The following is a 15,504-nucleotide window of genomic DNA, read 5'->3' as shown; positions in this document are numbered from 1 at the left end:
CTTTCGGCTAATTTGGTGAGATATTGATTTGGGCGCTCAATTCGATTCAGCGCCTCACAGCGTGTGCGCGATCCACACCTAAGTCTATGATAGAGGTCTTTTTACGGCAGTCTAAAATACCCGCTTTGAGTCCTTGACTTCACCCGAATATCTGGCCTTCTTTCGAAGCGTTCTCCGCCGCCGGGCGGAAAGAAAGGAACTGCAATGAAACGCTTCGAACTTAAGGTTGACCCACTCACCAACGAGATTTACTACGCTGTTCCGCATAAGGGAAACGCGCTGGTCTCTGACCCACTTTTGAATAAAGGCAACGCCTTTTCCAATGTCGAACGGGCCGAATTTGATCTGGTCGGATTGTTTCCCGATCGGGTTGGTACGCTCGACGAACAGCTAACTCGCAACTATGATATATTCAAAACCAAAGCAACGGATTTAGGTCGCTATGTATCACTGCTGGCGCTTCTCGACCGCAACGAGACAGTGTTCTATTCAACGCTGTTGAAGCACCTCGAAGAGATGCTGCCAATCGTCTATACACCAACTGTCGGTCAAGCTTGTCTGACTCTGTCACACATCGTAAGACGCTGGCGCGGAATCTTCGTCTCGCCGCGCAACGTTGATTCCATTGAACAGATTCTCGAAAACGTCGGACTGCCGAACGTATCGCTCATCGTAGCAACCGACGGTGAGAGAATTTTGGGACTCGGGGATCTTGGCGCCGATGGCATGGGCATTCCAGTCGGCAAAATCTCGCTCTACGTTGCCGCTGCCGGAATTCATCCGGCATCGACTCTGCCGGTTATGATTGATGTCGGCACCAATAATGAGCGACTCCTTGCTGATCCGCTTTATATCGGCTTGCGTCAGCCTCGGCTCACAGGAGATGCCTATTACGAAGTTATTGAACGATTCGTGCAAGGCGTGAAGCGTGTATTCCCGCGAGCACTCTTGCAGTGGGAAGACTTCGGCAAACAACATGCTGCAACTCTTCTCGATCGTTACCAGAAACGGATTCTGAGCTTCAATGATGATATTCAGGGCACCGGCGCTACAGCCGCTGCCGCACTTCGAACTGCGTTTAAGACCACTGGTCGTGCACTCAAGGACGAGCGGATCGGAATCCTCGGTTTCGGTCAAGCCGGGAGCGGTGTTGCAAACGCGCTGGTCTCACTTTTGGTTGCTGAAGGTGGAATGTCACAGGCTGAAGCCCGCCGCAACATTTACGCGGTCGATATCAATGGACTACTCATGGAAGGCGACAAGGCTGATGAGTATCAGTCAAATTTCCTCCAACCGAGCGATGCCATTGCAAACTGGCCGGTTTCAAAAGACCGCAATCCCAACCTCGCCGAAGTCGTCAAGCACGCTCGAATAACAACTCTCATCGGTCTTTCGGGTCAGAGAGGTGCATTCACCGGCGATATTCTCAGCGCGTTGGCAAACAACTGCGAGCGCCCGATTGTACTTGCTCTCTCAAATCCGACTTCTTGTTGCGAAGTCCTTCCCGAAGAAGTCATGGCTGCGACCAATGGGAAAGCGTTGATGGCGACCGGCAGTCCGTTCAAGCCGTTCATTATCCCGGATGGTCGCGAGGTCATAATTTCCCAATGTAACAATCTCTATGTCTTCCCCGGAATGGGACTCGGCGCCATTGTCAGTCAGGCACAACATGTCACTCACACGATGTTCTATGCCGCGACATGCGCGATTTCTGAAATGGTAAGCTCTGAAAACAGGGCGAAGGGTGCCCTCTTGCCGCCGTTGACTGACATCCGCAGTGTCTCGTTCACCGTCGCATTGGCGGTCGCTAAACAAGCGCGGGATGAAGGAATAGGCATGAATGTCTCTGACGAACACCTAGCAGGCTTGATTCAAAGTGCCATGTGGGTTCCGAGATACTACCCATATCGCTACTCAGGTCGCTAATCGAATTAATTTCGATTTTCAGTAGTTCTGCTCAATTCGCAGGACTACTGGAACCCCCGCCGGTATTCATGTACGTGAGAATTAGAGCAATGGTGTTCTTGTAGTGACTGATTCGAATGTAGCTACTTGCGCTTCATGTATTTCCAGTGGCTTCCCGTGCTGAGTTGGCTCATGAATTTCTCAAACATGGCAAACGCCTGCTTGTCTCTCTTCAATGTTTTCAAGAAGTCCCGGACTTTGACTTTTGCGTGCTTCCCCCCCCGTTGAAGCCTTCTTTGTCAGTGAGTGCTTTCTGTCGCTGGGGAGATCAGGTGCTCGTCCCTAGGCCGCTCGGGCCTGTTTGGACTCGGGGCGGGAGAGTGCGAGTCGGCTTGGCAAAATCGCCGACTGATATCTCCCTTGGGTCTTTGTCACCTCAACTCAATTGGTGCGCATCCAGCCGATCTTGTCGCCTTCCTTGATTCCAACTCGATCGCAGTATCCTGCGTTCACTTCGAGCACAAACTGAGCCGGGCGGGAGGAAGGATACTGTGTCTCCGCGTACGGTGTCGTATTCTTATGAATTGTGACAATCTCATTGCTGGAATTTATGAAGATCATGTCCAGCGGCAGAATTGTGTTCTTCATCCAAAACGACTGCTGTACGTCAGTCGGCCAAATGAAGAACATGCCCTGATTATCTTCCATCGACGTACGAAACATCAGCCCCAAACGGCGCTCTTCGAAGGCCTCGGCAAGTTCAATATCGATGGTCGTAATATACGTGCCATTTGCCGAATAGAAGGATAGCAATCCTTCCTTGAGAAACTCCAGCCGCATCAGCGATTGGTAGCTGCCTTCGCCGGCATCAGAATTCTGCGTTGTGCTCGAGTTTTTGCTATCGCGTGTTAGAAAAATCGCTGCCGCGATACCCACGATGGCTATTATTCCGATGATTATCAGTCGTTTCAGCCCCGAGCGCTGGTTGCGAGTTGTTGCCGGGGACGACTTCTTACTTTTTCGTTTTGGTGCTGCCAATGTTGCCTTCCAGTATTAGTTACTTCGAACATTGATACGCCCTGGTCTTGGCACAGGACGAATACAATATAATCAGAAGGCTGGCAGTTGTCTAAACTACTTTACGCGTTGAAAAACGAAATCAATGCCCGATTCCTTGCCTTTGCGCAGTCCTTCAATGCGGGCATGCAACGAATCGGCAGTGGGATGGCGATAGATAATGCGCGTTGGAAAATCGTGTTTCGGGTTCTCCCAGACTGTCGTAACGGAATCCTGACGCGTCATTTTAAAGTATACCGGCGCCGGATTGTGTGAGACATCAGATATGTAGAAGAGTCCTGAGTCCGTTGCGGCAATCAGCAGTTTCTCGGAGATTGCGGTGTCCTTGCCATTGATGCTAAATCCCATGCCCTTGAATCGGTTTTCTGAATCGATTTGCCATGATTCATACGCCGCATTTCCACCTATAGAAGCTTTCCAGCTTCCGATGAGCCAAGAAAGGCGCTTCATGGCATCGAGAGACGCTTTGGCTGTTGCTGCCTTATCCTCCGAATGGGCCGAAGAAAAAACAGTAAGAATGACGATCAGACAAAAACTCGCGAATCGCATTTGCTGCTCCTTGAAAGTGCTACAACTCTTCAATACTTATCGTACAAGCTATGACGAAATTACGACACATTGGTTTCATGGAAGAGCGTTTTTTTGGAGGAATGATGAAAACTATGATTCTGGCCATTGGTTTGGCCGCTATTCTGGCAGTCCCGTGTTTTGCGGCGATCAAGAACGAAGTAGTCGAGTACAAGCAGGGCGACACTGTTTTGGAAGGATATCTCGTATATGACGACGCCATTTCCGGTCCGCGGCCCGGCATCATCATTATTCATCAATGGCTGGGGCTTACCGACAATGAAAAAATGCGGGCCAAGATGCTTGCCGAGCTCGGATACGTTGCCTTCGCGATCGATATCTACGGCAAGGGCGTACGTCCCAAAGATGCCGGTTCTGCCGGTGCAGAGGCCGGCAAGTATCGCCAGGATCTGCCGCTGTTCCGCGAACGCATCAATGCCGGGCTTCAGACGCTTCTCAAGAACAAAAACGTTGACCCGAAGCGAGTAGCTGCGATTGGTTACTGCTTCGGTGGTGGGGCGGCTCTCGAACTGGCACGCAGTGGAGCCAATATCGCTGGAGTCGTTTCCTTTCACGGAAGTCTAACAACTACCATGCCCGCAGCAGCCGGCAAAGTCCCTGCCAAGATTCTGGTATGCCACGGAGCAGATGATCCATTTGTACCGATGAAGGATGTAGAAGGATTTTTGAACGAAATGAGAGCAGCAGGCGCCGATTACCAGTTCATCGCTTACAGCGGCGCCGTCCATGCCTTCACGCAAAATGAAGCCGGCAACGACAATTCCAAAGGCGCTGCCTACAATGAAAAAGCCGACAAGCGTTCCTGGCAGGCCATGAAGGATTTCTTCGCCGAGATATTCTAAGTCCAATTGCGGTGGACCGCCGGTTCCGGCGGTTCTGCCGATTGACAAATTACCAAAATAGACTATGTTGGTACAGGATACTTGCCTAACGGGCGTTCTGTGCCGAACTATGTATCAAATGAGGAAATTTATCAATCGCTTCCAGCACATCACGCTACTTGCGATATTCACCTGGCTCATATCGTCCGGCAGTCTCAGCGCCCAATTCACCCGTGAGACTAACCCCTTTCCTATCGTTATCGGCGCAGATACGCTTGATTATCCCTTTTGGGGCGGTATCAACAACCCCAAACCTTCTCTTGTCGATTTCGATGGCGACTCACTGTTTGACCTGTTCATTGGCGAAACTAACGGTAAGCTCAATTATCTTGGGAATATCGGCACGTTGACAACACCTATTTGGTCGCCGATTGCAGATCGATTTGCGCAGATCAGCATCGGTACCTGGCATCGTTTTGTCGATCTCGACGACGATGGCGATTTCGATCTTCTTTGCGACAACAACAGCAACGGCGTGATGTTTTATCGCAATCAAAGTGTCGGCAATGTCATTAACTTCGTTCTGGTGAATTCATCATTTGAAGGCATCGTCACCGGCGTCAACAACACTCCCGCTTTGACCGACATTGATAGCGATGGCGATTTCGATTTCTTCATAGGTGATCCAGGGGGACAATTGGTGTTCTACCGAAACACCGGCTCCGCAACGACGCCGACCTTTACACTGGAATCGACTTTCTACGACAGCATTCTTGCCTTTCCGGGTGGCGGCGGAGGTTTCAACAGGCCGTCCGATCCCCAGCATGGTTTCAGCGCTATCAATTTCGTCGACATTGATGATGATTCCGATCAAGACATAATGTGGGGCGATCTTTTCAACACCAATCTCTATCTCTTTGAAAATGCCGGCACAGCATCACTATCCGATTTCGTTTATCAAACGGATACTTTCCTTTCGCCGGCATACTCGACTCTCGGATTCAATCACGCTCCGCTTGCCGATGTCGACAACGATGGCGATCTCGACATGATTCTCTCGCCTGCCAATGGCGAATTCATCGACAACCTAAAATTTCTGCGCAACACCGGCACAGCGGCGAGCGCCAATTTCGTACTCGAACAACAAAATCTCATCGATAATATTGATGTCGGCCGCAGCGCATTTCCGGACATGGCTGATCTTGATGGCGATGGCGACCTCGACCTGTTAGTCGGCGGCGGTGACGGCACTATTGCCTATTTCCAGAATGTTGGTAGCCGCACAGCACCGAAGTTTGTTCGTATCACATCCAGCCTCGCCGGAATCGACGTTGGTTTTTCGGCTATGCCCGCCTTCGTCGATTGGGACAACGACGGCGATTTGGACATTCTCATAGGAAATGAAAACGGATTCATTCAATACTGGGGCAACAACGGCGATGAGTGCACGCCAAACTTCGTAAACATCACCAATCAGCTTGCCGGGATCAAGACCGACCAATTGGCCGTACCTGTGCCGGTCGATCTCGACAACGATGGCTTGAAAGATCTAATCGTTGGTGAGTGGGACTTTAATGGTCTCGCGAACATCCATCTATATGAAAACACCGGCACCTCCGGTAGCCCGGCACTTACGCTAATCACCAAATTCGTCATCAAGAAAACAGCGCGCGACTTCACGCTGCCATGCGCCGCTGATTGGGATGGCGATGGCAAGATTGACCTGATAGTTGGTGGTCGGCTGATGGGTCTGACGTGGTTCCGTAATACGGCGCCTGGCGGTGTCTTTCCCGATTCGTTAACTCTGATTGCTCAACCCGACATCATCGCCGGCAGCGACGTTGGCTGGCGCGCGGCAATGACCTTCGGAGATATCGACTCAGACGGCGACCTCGATCTTCTTGTTGGCGAGGAAGACGGCGGCGTCAATTTCTTTCGAAGAGATGGCGGCGACCAATTCCTGATCGGCGACGCGGACAATTCTGAGTCGATCAGTATCTCCGATGTGGTACGGATAATCGGCTACATTTTCGGCGGCGGTACTCCTCCTGACCCGCTTCTTAGCGGTGATGCCAACTGCACTGGTGGATTGAGCATCTCCGATGCCGTGTTCCTGATCAGCTACATTTTTGGAGGCGGTCCGGCTCCATGTGCGTCATGCACTGGTACTTAACAAGAACCGGTTGTCTTCGTATATCTCGGTAGAACAATCATCATATTGGAGTTGAGAATTGATGCGTTATACAGCTTGGTTTGCAGTACTGATAACGGTCTTGATGCTGATGACCGGATGCAGCGACAAAGGAAATGATACGGAAAATCCAGTCCTCGGTCCGGATGGCAAACTCTACGTGCTCAATCAGGCCGACGCGACCATTTATGTCTACGACACTGAGACAATGACCAAGGTCAAGACAATCGATACTCATATCGCCAAGCCGCACTACATTTCCTTTACACCGGATGGACAGTATTACTTCGTAATGACCGTCGACCTTTCCGGCAAGATTGCCAAATTCAGTGCCGCGACCGACGAGTTCATTTCGGAGTTTGACTTAACTGCCGCTGCGCAGGCAGTCTATCCGAATCAGCGCAGCGTGATTCCGGCCGGCATGTGCATCACCGGTAACAGCCAATACGGCTACATGTGCGATTACACTGCCGGCTCTGAACGCGGGCACATCTACAAAGTCAACCTTGCGACAATGGCAGTTGAGAAGAAAATCCAGTCCGGCGCTCAGACCCACGAGCTTTTGAGCACTACTGACGGCAAGGTGATCGTTGCCTGCAATCTCCGCTCTGATGACATCACTCTGGTCTATACCGACGAGGACTCCGTCACGTTCGTGCCGATAGACCCCGCTCAGCAATCCGATCCTTCTAATCCACGCTATGGACCATATTGCGTAGCTGTCGACCATCATTTGCAAAAAGCATACATCTCATGTCTCTATGCCAACCAAGTTCGCATTCTCGATATCTACTCGCGACAGATCATTGACTCGATCGAGATTCCGGTGACAGCAGGAATATCCACCTCTGGTCCGGCGATGATACACCATTCGCACAATGGCAACTATCTTTTTCTCACCACTCGTTGGGGTAACACCGTTGTGATTGTTGACCTTTTCCAACGCCAGGTAGTCGCCGAAATTCCCATCGGTGTCGGCCATCCCTTTGGCATTGCCATGTCCGATGATGACAAACGGATTTACGTTGCGGCGTCAGGTCAACCGCCGAATCACGGTTACATGTATGAGATTGATGTCGCTACGTTGAAAGTTCTCGACTCAACCGAGGTTGGCGTCGATTCGTGGGGAATTGGCTGGAAGGCTGACTAACTACAATCGAAGGCCGACTAACGATTGACTCGTGCCGAGTCAATCATCTGGCGCATTTCTTCGAGTCCCGGGAAATTGTGATCAATTGCGTCCGCCGTGTCGAGATAACTCGCTGCACGCATCAAGTCGTTCGTTTGATAGTAAACTGAAGCAAGATTGAAATAGGTTGCCGGATTTCCCGGCTCTTGTTCCCGAACAAAACCAAACTCGCGGAGAGCTTCTTCAATGCGCCGCTGACGGGCGTATACCTGGCCGAGATTGGCACGCGCCGCTACCGAGTTTGGCGCGTACTGCAAATATCTCTGAAATTCTTCTTCAGCTTCTTGGCGCATATCAGCCATCAAATAGACCTCAGCCTTAAGGAATATGGCTTCAATATTGGTCGAGTCGGCAGCGAAGGACTTTTCATAGATATCTGCCGCTTGAGTAAATTCGCTCAGTCTGACATGAAGTGACGCATATTCATTATAAGCCCAATTGGCTTTTGGGAATTCTTTTATCACTCGAACGAGTACATTATTCAACTCTGCAAGTTTCTGTTTTCGCTTCATTAGGTTGACAATATTCTTTAGCGGCCGGTCATCGCTTGGATCAACGGCGACGGCGCGATTGTAGTAGACAATTGCCAACGAATCATTGCCCTGCTGAGCGAAAATCGAGGCAAGACTGCTGTACGGTCGCGGCGATCTTGGATCTATGCGCAATGCAGCATCATAATTTGTTTTGGCTTCTTCCAACCGGTTGGCTGTCAGATGGGCATTCGCGGCAAACATCCTTCCTTCAAACTCAGAATCAACAGTTGGTATCAATCCGGGGATCTTTGCGACGCCGTTGACGATAACCACCGCGGCAACCAAGATCGATAGCCAGGTATAGAAACGACGGAATTCCTGCTTCTGGTATAAGCCCACCAATCCCCAGAATCCTGCCGCTGACCAGATGATAATGAACGGCACGAACAATATCCGTTGGAATGCGAATGGGGCTAGCAATAGCGATACTAACACCAATCCTGTCGCCGACCATACCAACAGAAGCTGTTTTCGATTGTTATGTCTAACCGCCAAGAAAGCGAGGAATGCGAAAGGCAGTATCAGTCCGAAAGGAATCGACAAGAACTTGTCAAACAACAAAACTTGAAGAGGCATATTTTGACTGGCAAAGTAGTAGATCGGTCGATCTGTCGAAATTTCGTAGCCACTAATCAAGCAGGCAAGCTTGCGCAGTTCCAATCCGAGCCAGTCAAGCGGATGGCTGAATATGTACCCGACAGCTTGACCCAGCCAAATTCCGCCCATTTCAGATGCGGAAAATTCACTCACCTTGGTTCTCTGAGTGGCTTCGAGCGCATTAGAATAACTCTGACCCAGTTCTCGAACTCCGTTGGGTAGTATGAAGTCCCTCCCTGTAGCGCCCTCCTGATTGGCGATCGCCATCCTCACACCGATATCAGTGAGGTAAGGGACTTTTTCACCGCCGAGCGTGTTGTTGCGAATCGCAAACGGTACCGTGACCACCACAGCGGCGATCAACATTGCTAACGTGTGGCTGAGACGGAATTTCTTTTTGCCTGCACCGTCTCGATAAATCCAGAATCCGGCCACTGGCACAAGTACTAGAGTCTCTGGGGTTGCGGCGCCGGAAAGTGCCAACGTAATTCCCGCAGCCACTGCGAGGAAAACTCGGTGGCCTTCTTCGTACTTCATCAGCAGGTATGTTGCGAGCAAGATTAGAAACACCGTGAAACTAACGGGAAGCAGCTCAGCATCGAAGAATATTAACGTACCGTAGAGAGCCGCAATCAACCCTGCCGTGATTGAAATACGTTGCGTGTAGAAGCGGACCGAAATCAGGTATATCAATATGGCGGAGATCGAGCCGAGAATGCACTGTATCACGAAAGACTGGAAGATTGGATTGCTGACCATTGAGTAGATTTGCGACAACACCAGTGAATAGAGCGGAGCCTTAAATACAGCTTCGTGCCCTAGCTGTGAATCCTGAAATATTGAAACAGCGAGGTTATGGAATTGCAGCAGGTCAAAGGTCAAGAAGCCGAAGGTCGGCGTGCCGGCGGCTGCATTGACGTAGATCAGCCTTGCCGCCAATGCAACGACAAACACGACAATCGATCCCAGCAGACGATCCTTAGATGTAACTGTCGTATCTTGAATTCGCTTCGCCATCGCCTACAATAATATCGAATCTGAGTTTCCCAATCAAGATGAATCGCTATCAGCCGAACCATCCTATTCTACGCCGTTTGTCCTTTCCACGGTCGGCCGATATCACTATCTTGCGGCAGTGAAACTCTCGTGTTACGTTCATGTGCCGTTTTGTGCACGTATCTGCACCTATTGCGATTTCTATCGAATCGTGCATGATCCAGTATGGGAAAAACGATATATCGAGGCGATCTGCACCGAGATGGATATCCGGTTTGAGCAGTTGCAGAAATCGCATCCCGGCGAAGAAATTCTGCTCGATACGATATTCTTCGGCGGCGGCACCCCTACGGTACTTTCAAGCGACTCTTGGTCGACAATCGTTTCGCGACTCAAGCGATATGCCGGTTTCTCGCCCGACATAGAATTCACTTCAGAAGCCAATCCGGAATCTTCCACAGTCGAGAAGCTCTCGTTGTTGACTTCGCTTGGAGTGAACCGGACTTCTTTTGGAGCGCAATCTTTCAACTCTGCGAATCTCGAACGACTGGGGCGATTGCACAACGCCGAACAGGTCGGCATAGCGGTAGCGAATGCTCGACAGGTTGGAATTGACAACATATCAGTAGACCTCATGTACGGACTACCCGACGAAACGGACGCTTCTCTTGAATCAGATCTACGCACTGTGGTGAGCCTCGAACCGCAGCACATTTCATTCTATTCGCTCATGCTCGAGGGAAATGTCCCGCTGAGGTATCAAGTGGAGCGCCGCGAAGTTCCGTTGCCGCCTGATGATCTGATTGCCGATCGCTACCAGCGAGCCGTAGAATTCCTTGCGCAATCCGGCTACGATCATTACGAGATTTCCAACTACGCTCGCGACAATCAGCGTTGTCGCCACAATCTTGCGTATTGGCTTCAGCGCGATTACATCGCATTCGGACCCGCGGCAGTCGGCACGATCGGAAGTCTCCGCTACAAGAATGAACCTGACATTTTTCGATACGTCAAGAACCTCGCCGTGAACAAACTGCCCGTTGCCGATGAAGAAGAAGTCACCTCTCCTAAGCGCTTAATCGAGTCGATTATGCTGTCGTTGCGCCTAAGCAGCGGCCTGAACACAGACATTTTGAAATCGGAGTTTGGTTACGACATCTCAGGAGTCCGCCGCAGTCTAATCGATGGACTCAAGTCGGCTGGGGACATTATCGAAGAGCATGACCATCTCCTGTTGACCACCAAGGGCATGTTTCGCGCGGACATGATCGCATCTTCGCTTCTGCCTGATTTTGTGTGACAACAAGTTCATCAATCGGTAGAAGTTCCGTCTGCTGGCAGTCCTAAGTATCGCGATAATCCTCACGGATTGTTGAGCATCGCCCTTGACAGGGATTGCCGCAAAGAGTATAATTGTGTCGAGTTTTGTAAATCAAATGGGCGGGTAACACAGGACTTCACTGCAATTCGCAGCTCTTGGACAAGTCTGGGTTGACCGGATGTAGTTATATGTGTGTAACGCGGTTCATAAGCTGGAGGGGTAATCCTAATGGATGATGAAAAAGCGGGCAAACGAAAATTTGTTCATGATTGGGATCATTGGGAGCGACTGATTGATTCAGCCACTGAGCCCGTCGCCGTGGTTGATGCTGAGTCCATTGTTCACTACTGCAATCAGCACTTCAGGGAGCTTGCGCCCGGGCTTGATTCTGGCAACAACTTTCTAAAGCACCTGAACCCGATCAATCAGGAGACTCTGCAACAGTTTCACCATGCATACTCGGGGCACAAAATCCACTACATCCAGCTGGCTCTCCGTGGTGCGGAAGGTGTACGCTGGCTCCGCGTTCGGGTACTTCCAGCATCAACAGACGGTGTCCCTGCCCGCTACTTTGTCCACTGTAACGATGTCACCGATATTGTCAGCCACGACGAAGAGTTGCGTCGCCGCGATGCTATGCTGCAAAAAGCCGAGCAGCTTGGAAGTCTGGCAAGTTGGAGTTGGAACGTTAAAGAGGATCAGGGATACTGGTCAGACAATCTTTATCGGATGACTGGGTATGAACCGCAAAGTCTCGTTCCAAATTACGATTTGTTTCTCAAAGTTGTGCATCCGGATGATCGGGAGATGTTGCTGAAGCATTTTCAGGCGGCTCTCGAGCCTGACCAGAGCACATTGATTAGCGACTACCAATTGGAGTTTCGCCTCGTCAAAACTCAAAGCGGACACTCGATGGTACATGGTCGAATCGAAGTCGAACGCGATGTATTGGGTAATGCGGTAAACATGTCCGGTGTCTTGCTCGATATCACCGATCGCCAACAAATACAGGAAGAGCTCCGCATCAGCAAGGAACGTTGGCAGTTTGCGCTCGAAAATGCCGGTGACGGTGTTTGGGACTGGAATCCGCAAACCGAGAAAGTCTTTTTCTCCAAACGCTGGAAATCCATGATCGGATTTGAAGACCATGAGATCGGAACTTCGCGGGATGAATGGTCAAAACGTGTTCATCCTGATGACTTGCCCCGCTGCTTCACGGATCTCGAAGAACATTTCTCGGGCAGAGTGCCGTTCTACCACAATGAGCATCGCGTCCGCTGCAAGGACGGCAGTTATAAGTGGATTCTGGCTCGCGGCAAAGTCGTCGAACGCAATACCGATGGATCTCCCAAGCGAATCATCGGAACCCACACGGACATGACTGATCGGCGTAAAGCGGAGCAGGATCTTAAGCAAAGCGAAGCCCTCCTTGACGCCGCCGGGCGAATGGCCAAAGTTGGCGGTTGGGAAGTCGATGCCAAGACGCTTCAAGTGGCTTGGACAAAAGAGACCTACCGCATTCATGAGGTGCCGTTCGATTACAAACCGCGCGTGGCGGATGCTATCAACTTCTACCACCCCGATGACAGGCCCATAATCGAGCGTGCTGTGGACAACGCGATCAATCACGGCGTACCATTCGATTTGGAACTTAGATTCATTACCGGTAAGGGCAGAGAGCTGTTTACCCGCGCTATTTGCACACCAGTTTACGAAGACGGCAAGGTGGCCAAGCTAATCGGCAATTTTCACGATATTACAGAGATCAAGCAAATGGAATTGGCACTGATTGCCGCCAATGAAAAGCTCAAACGCGATCATCAACTGCTTGAAGAACAAAATATCGCGATGCGCGTGGTGCTTTCGCAGATTCAGGAAGAAAGCAACAAAGTCAAACAGCAAATCGCGCAAAACATGGATCGAATCATCAAGCCGGCTCTGGCAAAACTGCGAGCCTCAATCGGCGATCGCGGTCGTCCTCAACTGGATGCTTTGGAAGCTGCGCTCACCGAGGTCACATCGCCGTTCGTATTCGAAGTGGAGCGGCAGTTCATCAACCTTACTCCCCGTGAGATGGAAATCTGCAACCATATCAAGAATGGCCTGCGCTCAAAGGAAATCGCGGATCTCCTCAATATCTCGGTACAGACAGTCGAAAAATTCCGGCAAAAGATCCGCAAAAAGCTAAAGATCGAAGGCACGTCAGCCAATCTCTCCAGTTTCTTGAGGTCGCTGAAGAGCTAACACAGGACTCCCCGTGGACATTGTTGTCAGCTTAAAGCAAGTTACTCGATACGTTCCGACCGGAAAACTTGCGAATCTGAATCAAACGTGAGTACCTCTGCTCCGCAAAACTCTTTTGCGCCATAATTACTTAGCCATCCCCCGAGATTACAGAAGTGGACTTGTCTGCCAGTCCCAGTTGAAAATGCCGGAGCGCCTTCCAATCCGCCAATTTGCCACGAAATCGGTCGATGGGTGTGACCAAAAACTAAGCGGTTCGGATTATCGGTTAGTTCTGGTTCAATTTCCTTCAATTCTGCGCAACACGAACGGAAGTAGCGTTTGAACCGCTCTTGCACGTGTGCCTCATGCACGAACTTTTCGTTGAAACGGGTCGGTTCAATTTTCAAGATGGTATCAATGATTCGTGACCTAAGCTGTCTTAACAGCGCATCAGTCACGATCTCGTCAATCACGTACCTACCTGGAATCAGTTTGTCAATCCTGGCGAGAATACCATCCAAGTATCGTTCGATTCGCTTTATGTCCCGACTCCGGGCATCGCGCTGAAGAGGAAGTATAACGTTCCTCGTCAATGGACCGGCTTGGCCCGCACCACTGCAAGCCAACTGGTTGAACGGGAAGTTTATCTCGACCAATTCCCGAATTGTCGGAATGCCTGTGATTCCCATGTCTTTGCCAGCAATTTCTAGTGCCCACTCTCCGAGCATCGACCAATACTCTTCAAGGTAATGTCCGTGAGTGAGCAGTACTGAACCTTGATCTGTGAGCAGGTAGAGATTGGGGTACGCCAGAGCAAAGTTCAACACTTCACCAGTACATGATTCATCACTTTGCGACTCCAAGGTGATGCTGTCGATGAAGGTCCCGCCGTAGCCGTAGCGATAATTGGGTGACGGTTTGATTCCATGCAATCGGAATTGCACGCCAGGCGTTTTGCTTCTTCCATCAAGGACACCCGGGACGGAATAGAGGAAGTCGTGTGCGTTTTTTCCGGCAGCTATTCGCCGAATGACGTTTACTTCATACTCGTATAAATGCCAGACATCGGCATCGTGATTTCCGGGAACGTAAATGATGCTTTGGGCAATTCCATCCTTCTGAATCTGCCTGAAGAACGTCCGGGCAACTTCGAAAGACTCGCGATAGCTGCAAACGGAAAAATCGAGAATATCGCCAAGCACGACTAAGAAATCGTTGTCTTGTCCCGCGGCCTGTCGAAACTGCTCGTACCGCGAACCGATTATTGGATCGCTTCTGCTTGATAGATCCTTGAATGTTGCGAGCAGACAATCGGGGTCGCCAAAATGAGTATCTGAGATAACCGCCAGCTTCATGGTAACAAGTATTTACTCCTTTCTTGGTTACTTAACAAGGTGCCTCCATAAATACCTCCCGAAAAAAATCTAGACATAGTTTGTAGTTGTCGAAGTCTCAATAGCCGGATAGATTGACCGGTATGCTGGCATTAATTGATAAATCCAAGGTCTCCACTCCAGAGCAGGAGATTTACCTCGCTAAACGCTATGTTGCCGGCCAAACCGATGTCTACCGGCAAGTTGACAATTGGATTAATCAAGTAACGCGGCTGTCAATTTGGCACTTTGTCGAAGAAACTGAGGACACCAATTCGGTGGTTCACTTAAAGCTGTTTTCTTCACTCAAGGCTTCTAAATTCCGGGGAGAATCGACATTTCGAACCTATGTACAGCGTATTGCCCGATACACTTGCATCGATCAGGTTCGCAGCCAACGCGTTCAACGCGATGCAGATCCGGAAGATTTGCCAGTGCCAAGCGAATCTGAAGCCCCCGACATCATCCACGAGCGTTCGGTTGAATACCAAATTTTCCAGAAGATATTCCGCTCTATTGATCCCGAATGCCAGAAGCTGTGGCGAATGGTCTTCTCTGAGTCGTTGAACTACAAGGAGATAGGCGGAAAACTCGGACTGCCGGAGGGTACTGTCAAACGCAAGGTTCATGAATGTAAGAAGACGGCCATGGAAATGAAAGAAAAGTTGATTTAGAATGAACCGCAGC

11 protein-coding genes are annotated in these 15,504 nt (G+C 50.3%); 7 read left to right on the top strand and 4 right to left on the bottom strand.

Translation table 11 applies throughout. The features are described 5' to 3' along the window. Positions 1-204: 204 nt before the first annotated feature. Positions 205-1,926: an NAD-dependent malic enzyme gene (locus IPH59_14870; protein MBK7092977.1), complete on the top strand. Its 1,722-nt coding sequence runs from the start codon at positions 205-207 to the stop codon at positions 1,924-1,926. 420 nt (positions 1,927-2,346) lie between these two features. Here IPH59_14870 and IPH59_14865 read toward each other — a convergent pair whose 3' ends face one another. Next, positions 2,347-2,943 carry a DUF192 domain-containing protein gene (locus tag IPH59_14865; GenBank protein ID MBK7092976.1) on the bottom strand — a complete coding sequence of 199 codons (597 nt, stop codon included), beginning with the start codon at positions 2,941-2,943 and terminating at the stop codon, positions 2,347-2,349. Positions 2,944-3,039: 96 nt separating this feature from the next. Further along, the gene (locus IPH59_14860) at positions 3,040-3,531 is read right to left on the bottom strand and encodes a hypothetical protein (protein ID MBK7092975.1); all 492 of its coding nucleotides are present in this window, start codon (positions 3,529-3,531) and stop codon (positions 3,040-3,042) included. Between the two features lie 104 nt (positions 3,532-3,635). On the opposite strand from IPH59_14860, the gene IPH59_14855 reads away from it, so the two are divergent. The 3 genes from IPH59_14855 to IPH59_14845 all read left to right on the top strand — a co-directional run bounded on the left by IPH59_14855 (position 3,636) and on the right by IPH59_14845 (position 7,732). Further along, entirely contained in the window at positions 3,636-4,412 is a 777-nt protein-coding gene (locus IPH59_14855; GenBank protein ID MBK7092974.1) for a dienelactone hydrolase family protein, read from the top strand. 118 nt (positions 4,413-4,530) lie between these two features. Then, a complete protein-coding gene (locus IPH59_14850) occupies positions 4,531-6,564 on the top strand; it encodes a VCBS repeat-containing protein (GenBank protein MBK7092973.1) in 2,034 nt (677 codons plus the stop codon). A 61-nt stretch (positions 6,565-6,625) separates the two neighbouring features. Further along, a complete protein-coding gene (locus IPH59_14845) occupies positions 6,626-7,732 on the top strand; it encodes a beta-propeller fold lactonase family protein (protein MBK7092972.1) in 1,107 nt (368 codons plus the stop codon). 17 nt (positions 7,733-7,749) lie between these two features. Here IPH59_14845 and IPH59_14840 read toward each other — a convergent pair whose 3' ends face one another. After that, positions 7,750-9,918 (bottom strand): tetratricopeptide repeat protein, encoded by a 2,169-nt coding sequence (locus tag IPH59_14840; protein ID MBK7092971.1) that lies wholly within the window; start codon positions 9,916-9,918, stop codon positions 7,750-7,752. 118 nt (positions 9,919-10,036) lie between these two features. Between IPH59_14840 and hemW the strand changes: the two genes are divergently transcribed. Both hemW and IPH59_14830 read left to right on the top strand, forming a co-directional pair. Then, positions 10,037-11,197 (top strand): radical SAM family heme chaperone HemW, encoded by a 1,161-nt coding sequence (gene hemW / locus IPH59_14835; GenBank protein MBK7092970.1) that lies wholly within the window; start codon positions 10,037-10,039, stop codon positions 11,195-11,197. Positions 11,198-11,446: 249 nt separating this feature from the next. Beyond that, the gene (locus tag IPH59_14830) at positions 11,447-13,462 is read left to right on the top strand and encodes a PAS domain-containing protein (GenBank protein ID MBK7092969.1); all 2,016 of its coding nucleotides are present in this window, start codon (positions 11,447-11,449) and stop codon (positions 13,460-13,462) included. Between the two features lie 41 nt (positions 13,463-13,503). Here IPH59_14830 and IPH59_14825 read toward each other — a convergent pair whose 3' ends face one another. Next, positions 13,504-14,799, bottom strand: a complete 1,296-nt coding sequence (locus tag IPH59_14825; GenBank protein ID MBK7092968.1) for a metallophosphoesterase — start codon at positions 14,797-14,799, stop codon at positions 13,504-13,506. A 122-nt stretch (positions 14,800-14,921) separates the two neighbouring features. Between IPH59_14825 and IPH59_14820 the strand changes: the two genes are divergently transcribed. Continuing rightward, positions 14,922-15,491, top strand: coding sequence for a sigma-70 family RNA polymerase sigma factor (locus tag IPH59_14820; protein ID MBK7092967.1), 570 nt, complete (start codon positions 14,922-14,924; stop codon positions 15,489-15,491). The last annotated feature ends 13 nt before the right edge of the window (positions 15,492-15,504 follow it).

The organism is bacterium (assembly GCA_016708315.1).
Lineage (GTDB): Bacteria > Zixibacteria > MSB-5A5 > CAIYYT01 > CAIYYT01 > JADJGC01.
This window is presented reverse-complemented; position numbering and strand designations above follow the sequence as displayed.

What these genes read in the sequence shown, in the direction of transcription:
- IPH59_14825 (MBK7092968.1), bottom strand. Translation starts at nt 14,799, where the DNA reads ATGAAGCTGGCGGTTATCTCAGATACTCATTTTGGCGACCCCGATTGT.
- IPH59_14860 (MBK7092975.1), bottom strand. Translation starts at nt 3,531, where the DNA reads ATGCGATTCGCGAGTTTTTGTCTGATCGTCATTCTTACTGTTTTTTCT.
- IPH59_14820 (MBK7092967.1), top strand. Translation starts at nt 14,922, where the DNA reads ATGCTGGCATTAATTGATAAATCCAAGGTCTCCACTCCAGAGCAGGAG.
- IPH59_14845 (MBK7092972.1), top strand. Translation starts at nt 6,626, where the DNA reads ATGCGTTATACAGCTTGGTTTGCAGTACTGATAACGGTCTTGATGCTG.
- IPH59_14850 (MBK7092973.1), top strand. Translation starts at nt 4,531, where the DNA reads ATGAGGAAATTTATCAATCGCTTCCAGCACATCACGCTACTTGCGATA.
- IPH59_14840 (MBK7092971.1), bottom strand. Translation starts at nt 9,918, where the DNA reads ATGGCGAAGCGAATTCAAGATACGACAGTTACATCTAAGGATCGTCTG.
- IPH59_14870 (MBK7092977.1), top strand. Translation starts at nt 205, where the DNA reads ATGAAACGCTTCGAACTTAAGGTTGACCCACTCACCAACGAGATTTAC.
- IPH59_14855 (MBK7092974.1), top strand. Translation starts at nt 3,636, where the DNA reads ATGAAAACTATGATTCTGGCCATTGGTTTGGCCGCTATTCTGGCAGTC.
- IPH59_14830 (MBK7092969.1), top strand. Translation starts at nt 11,447, where the DNA reads ATGGATGATGAAAAAGCGGGCAAACGAAAATTTGTTCATGATTGGGAT.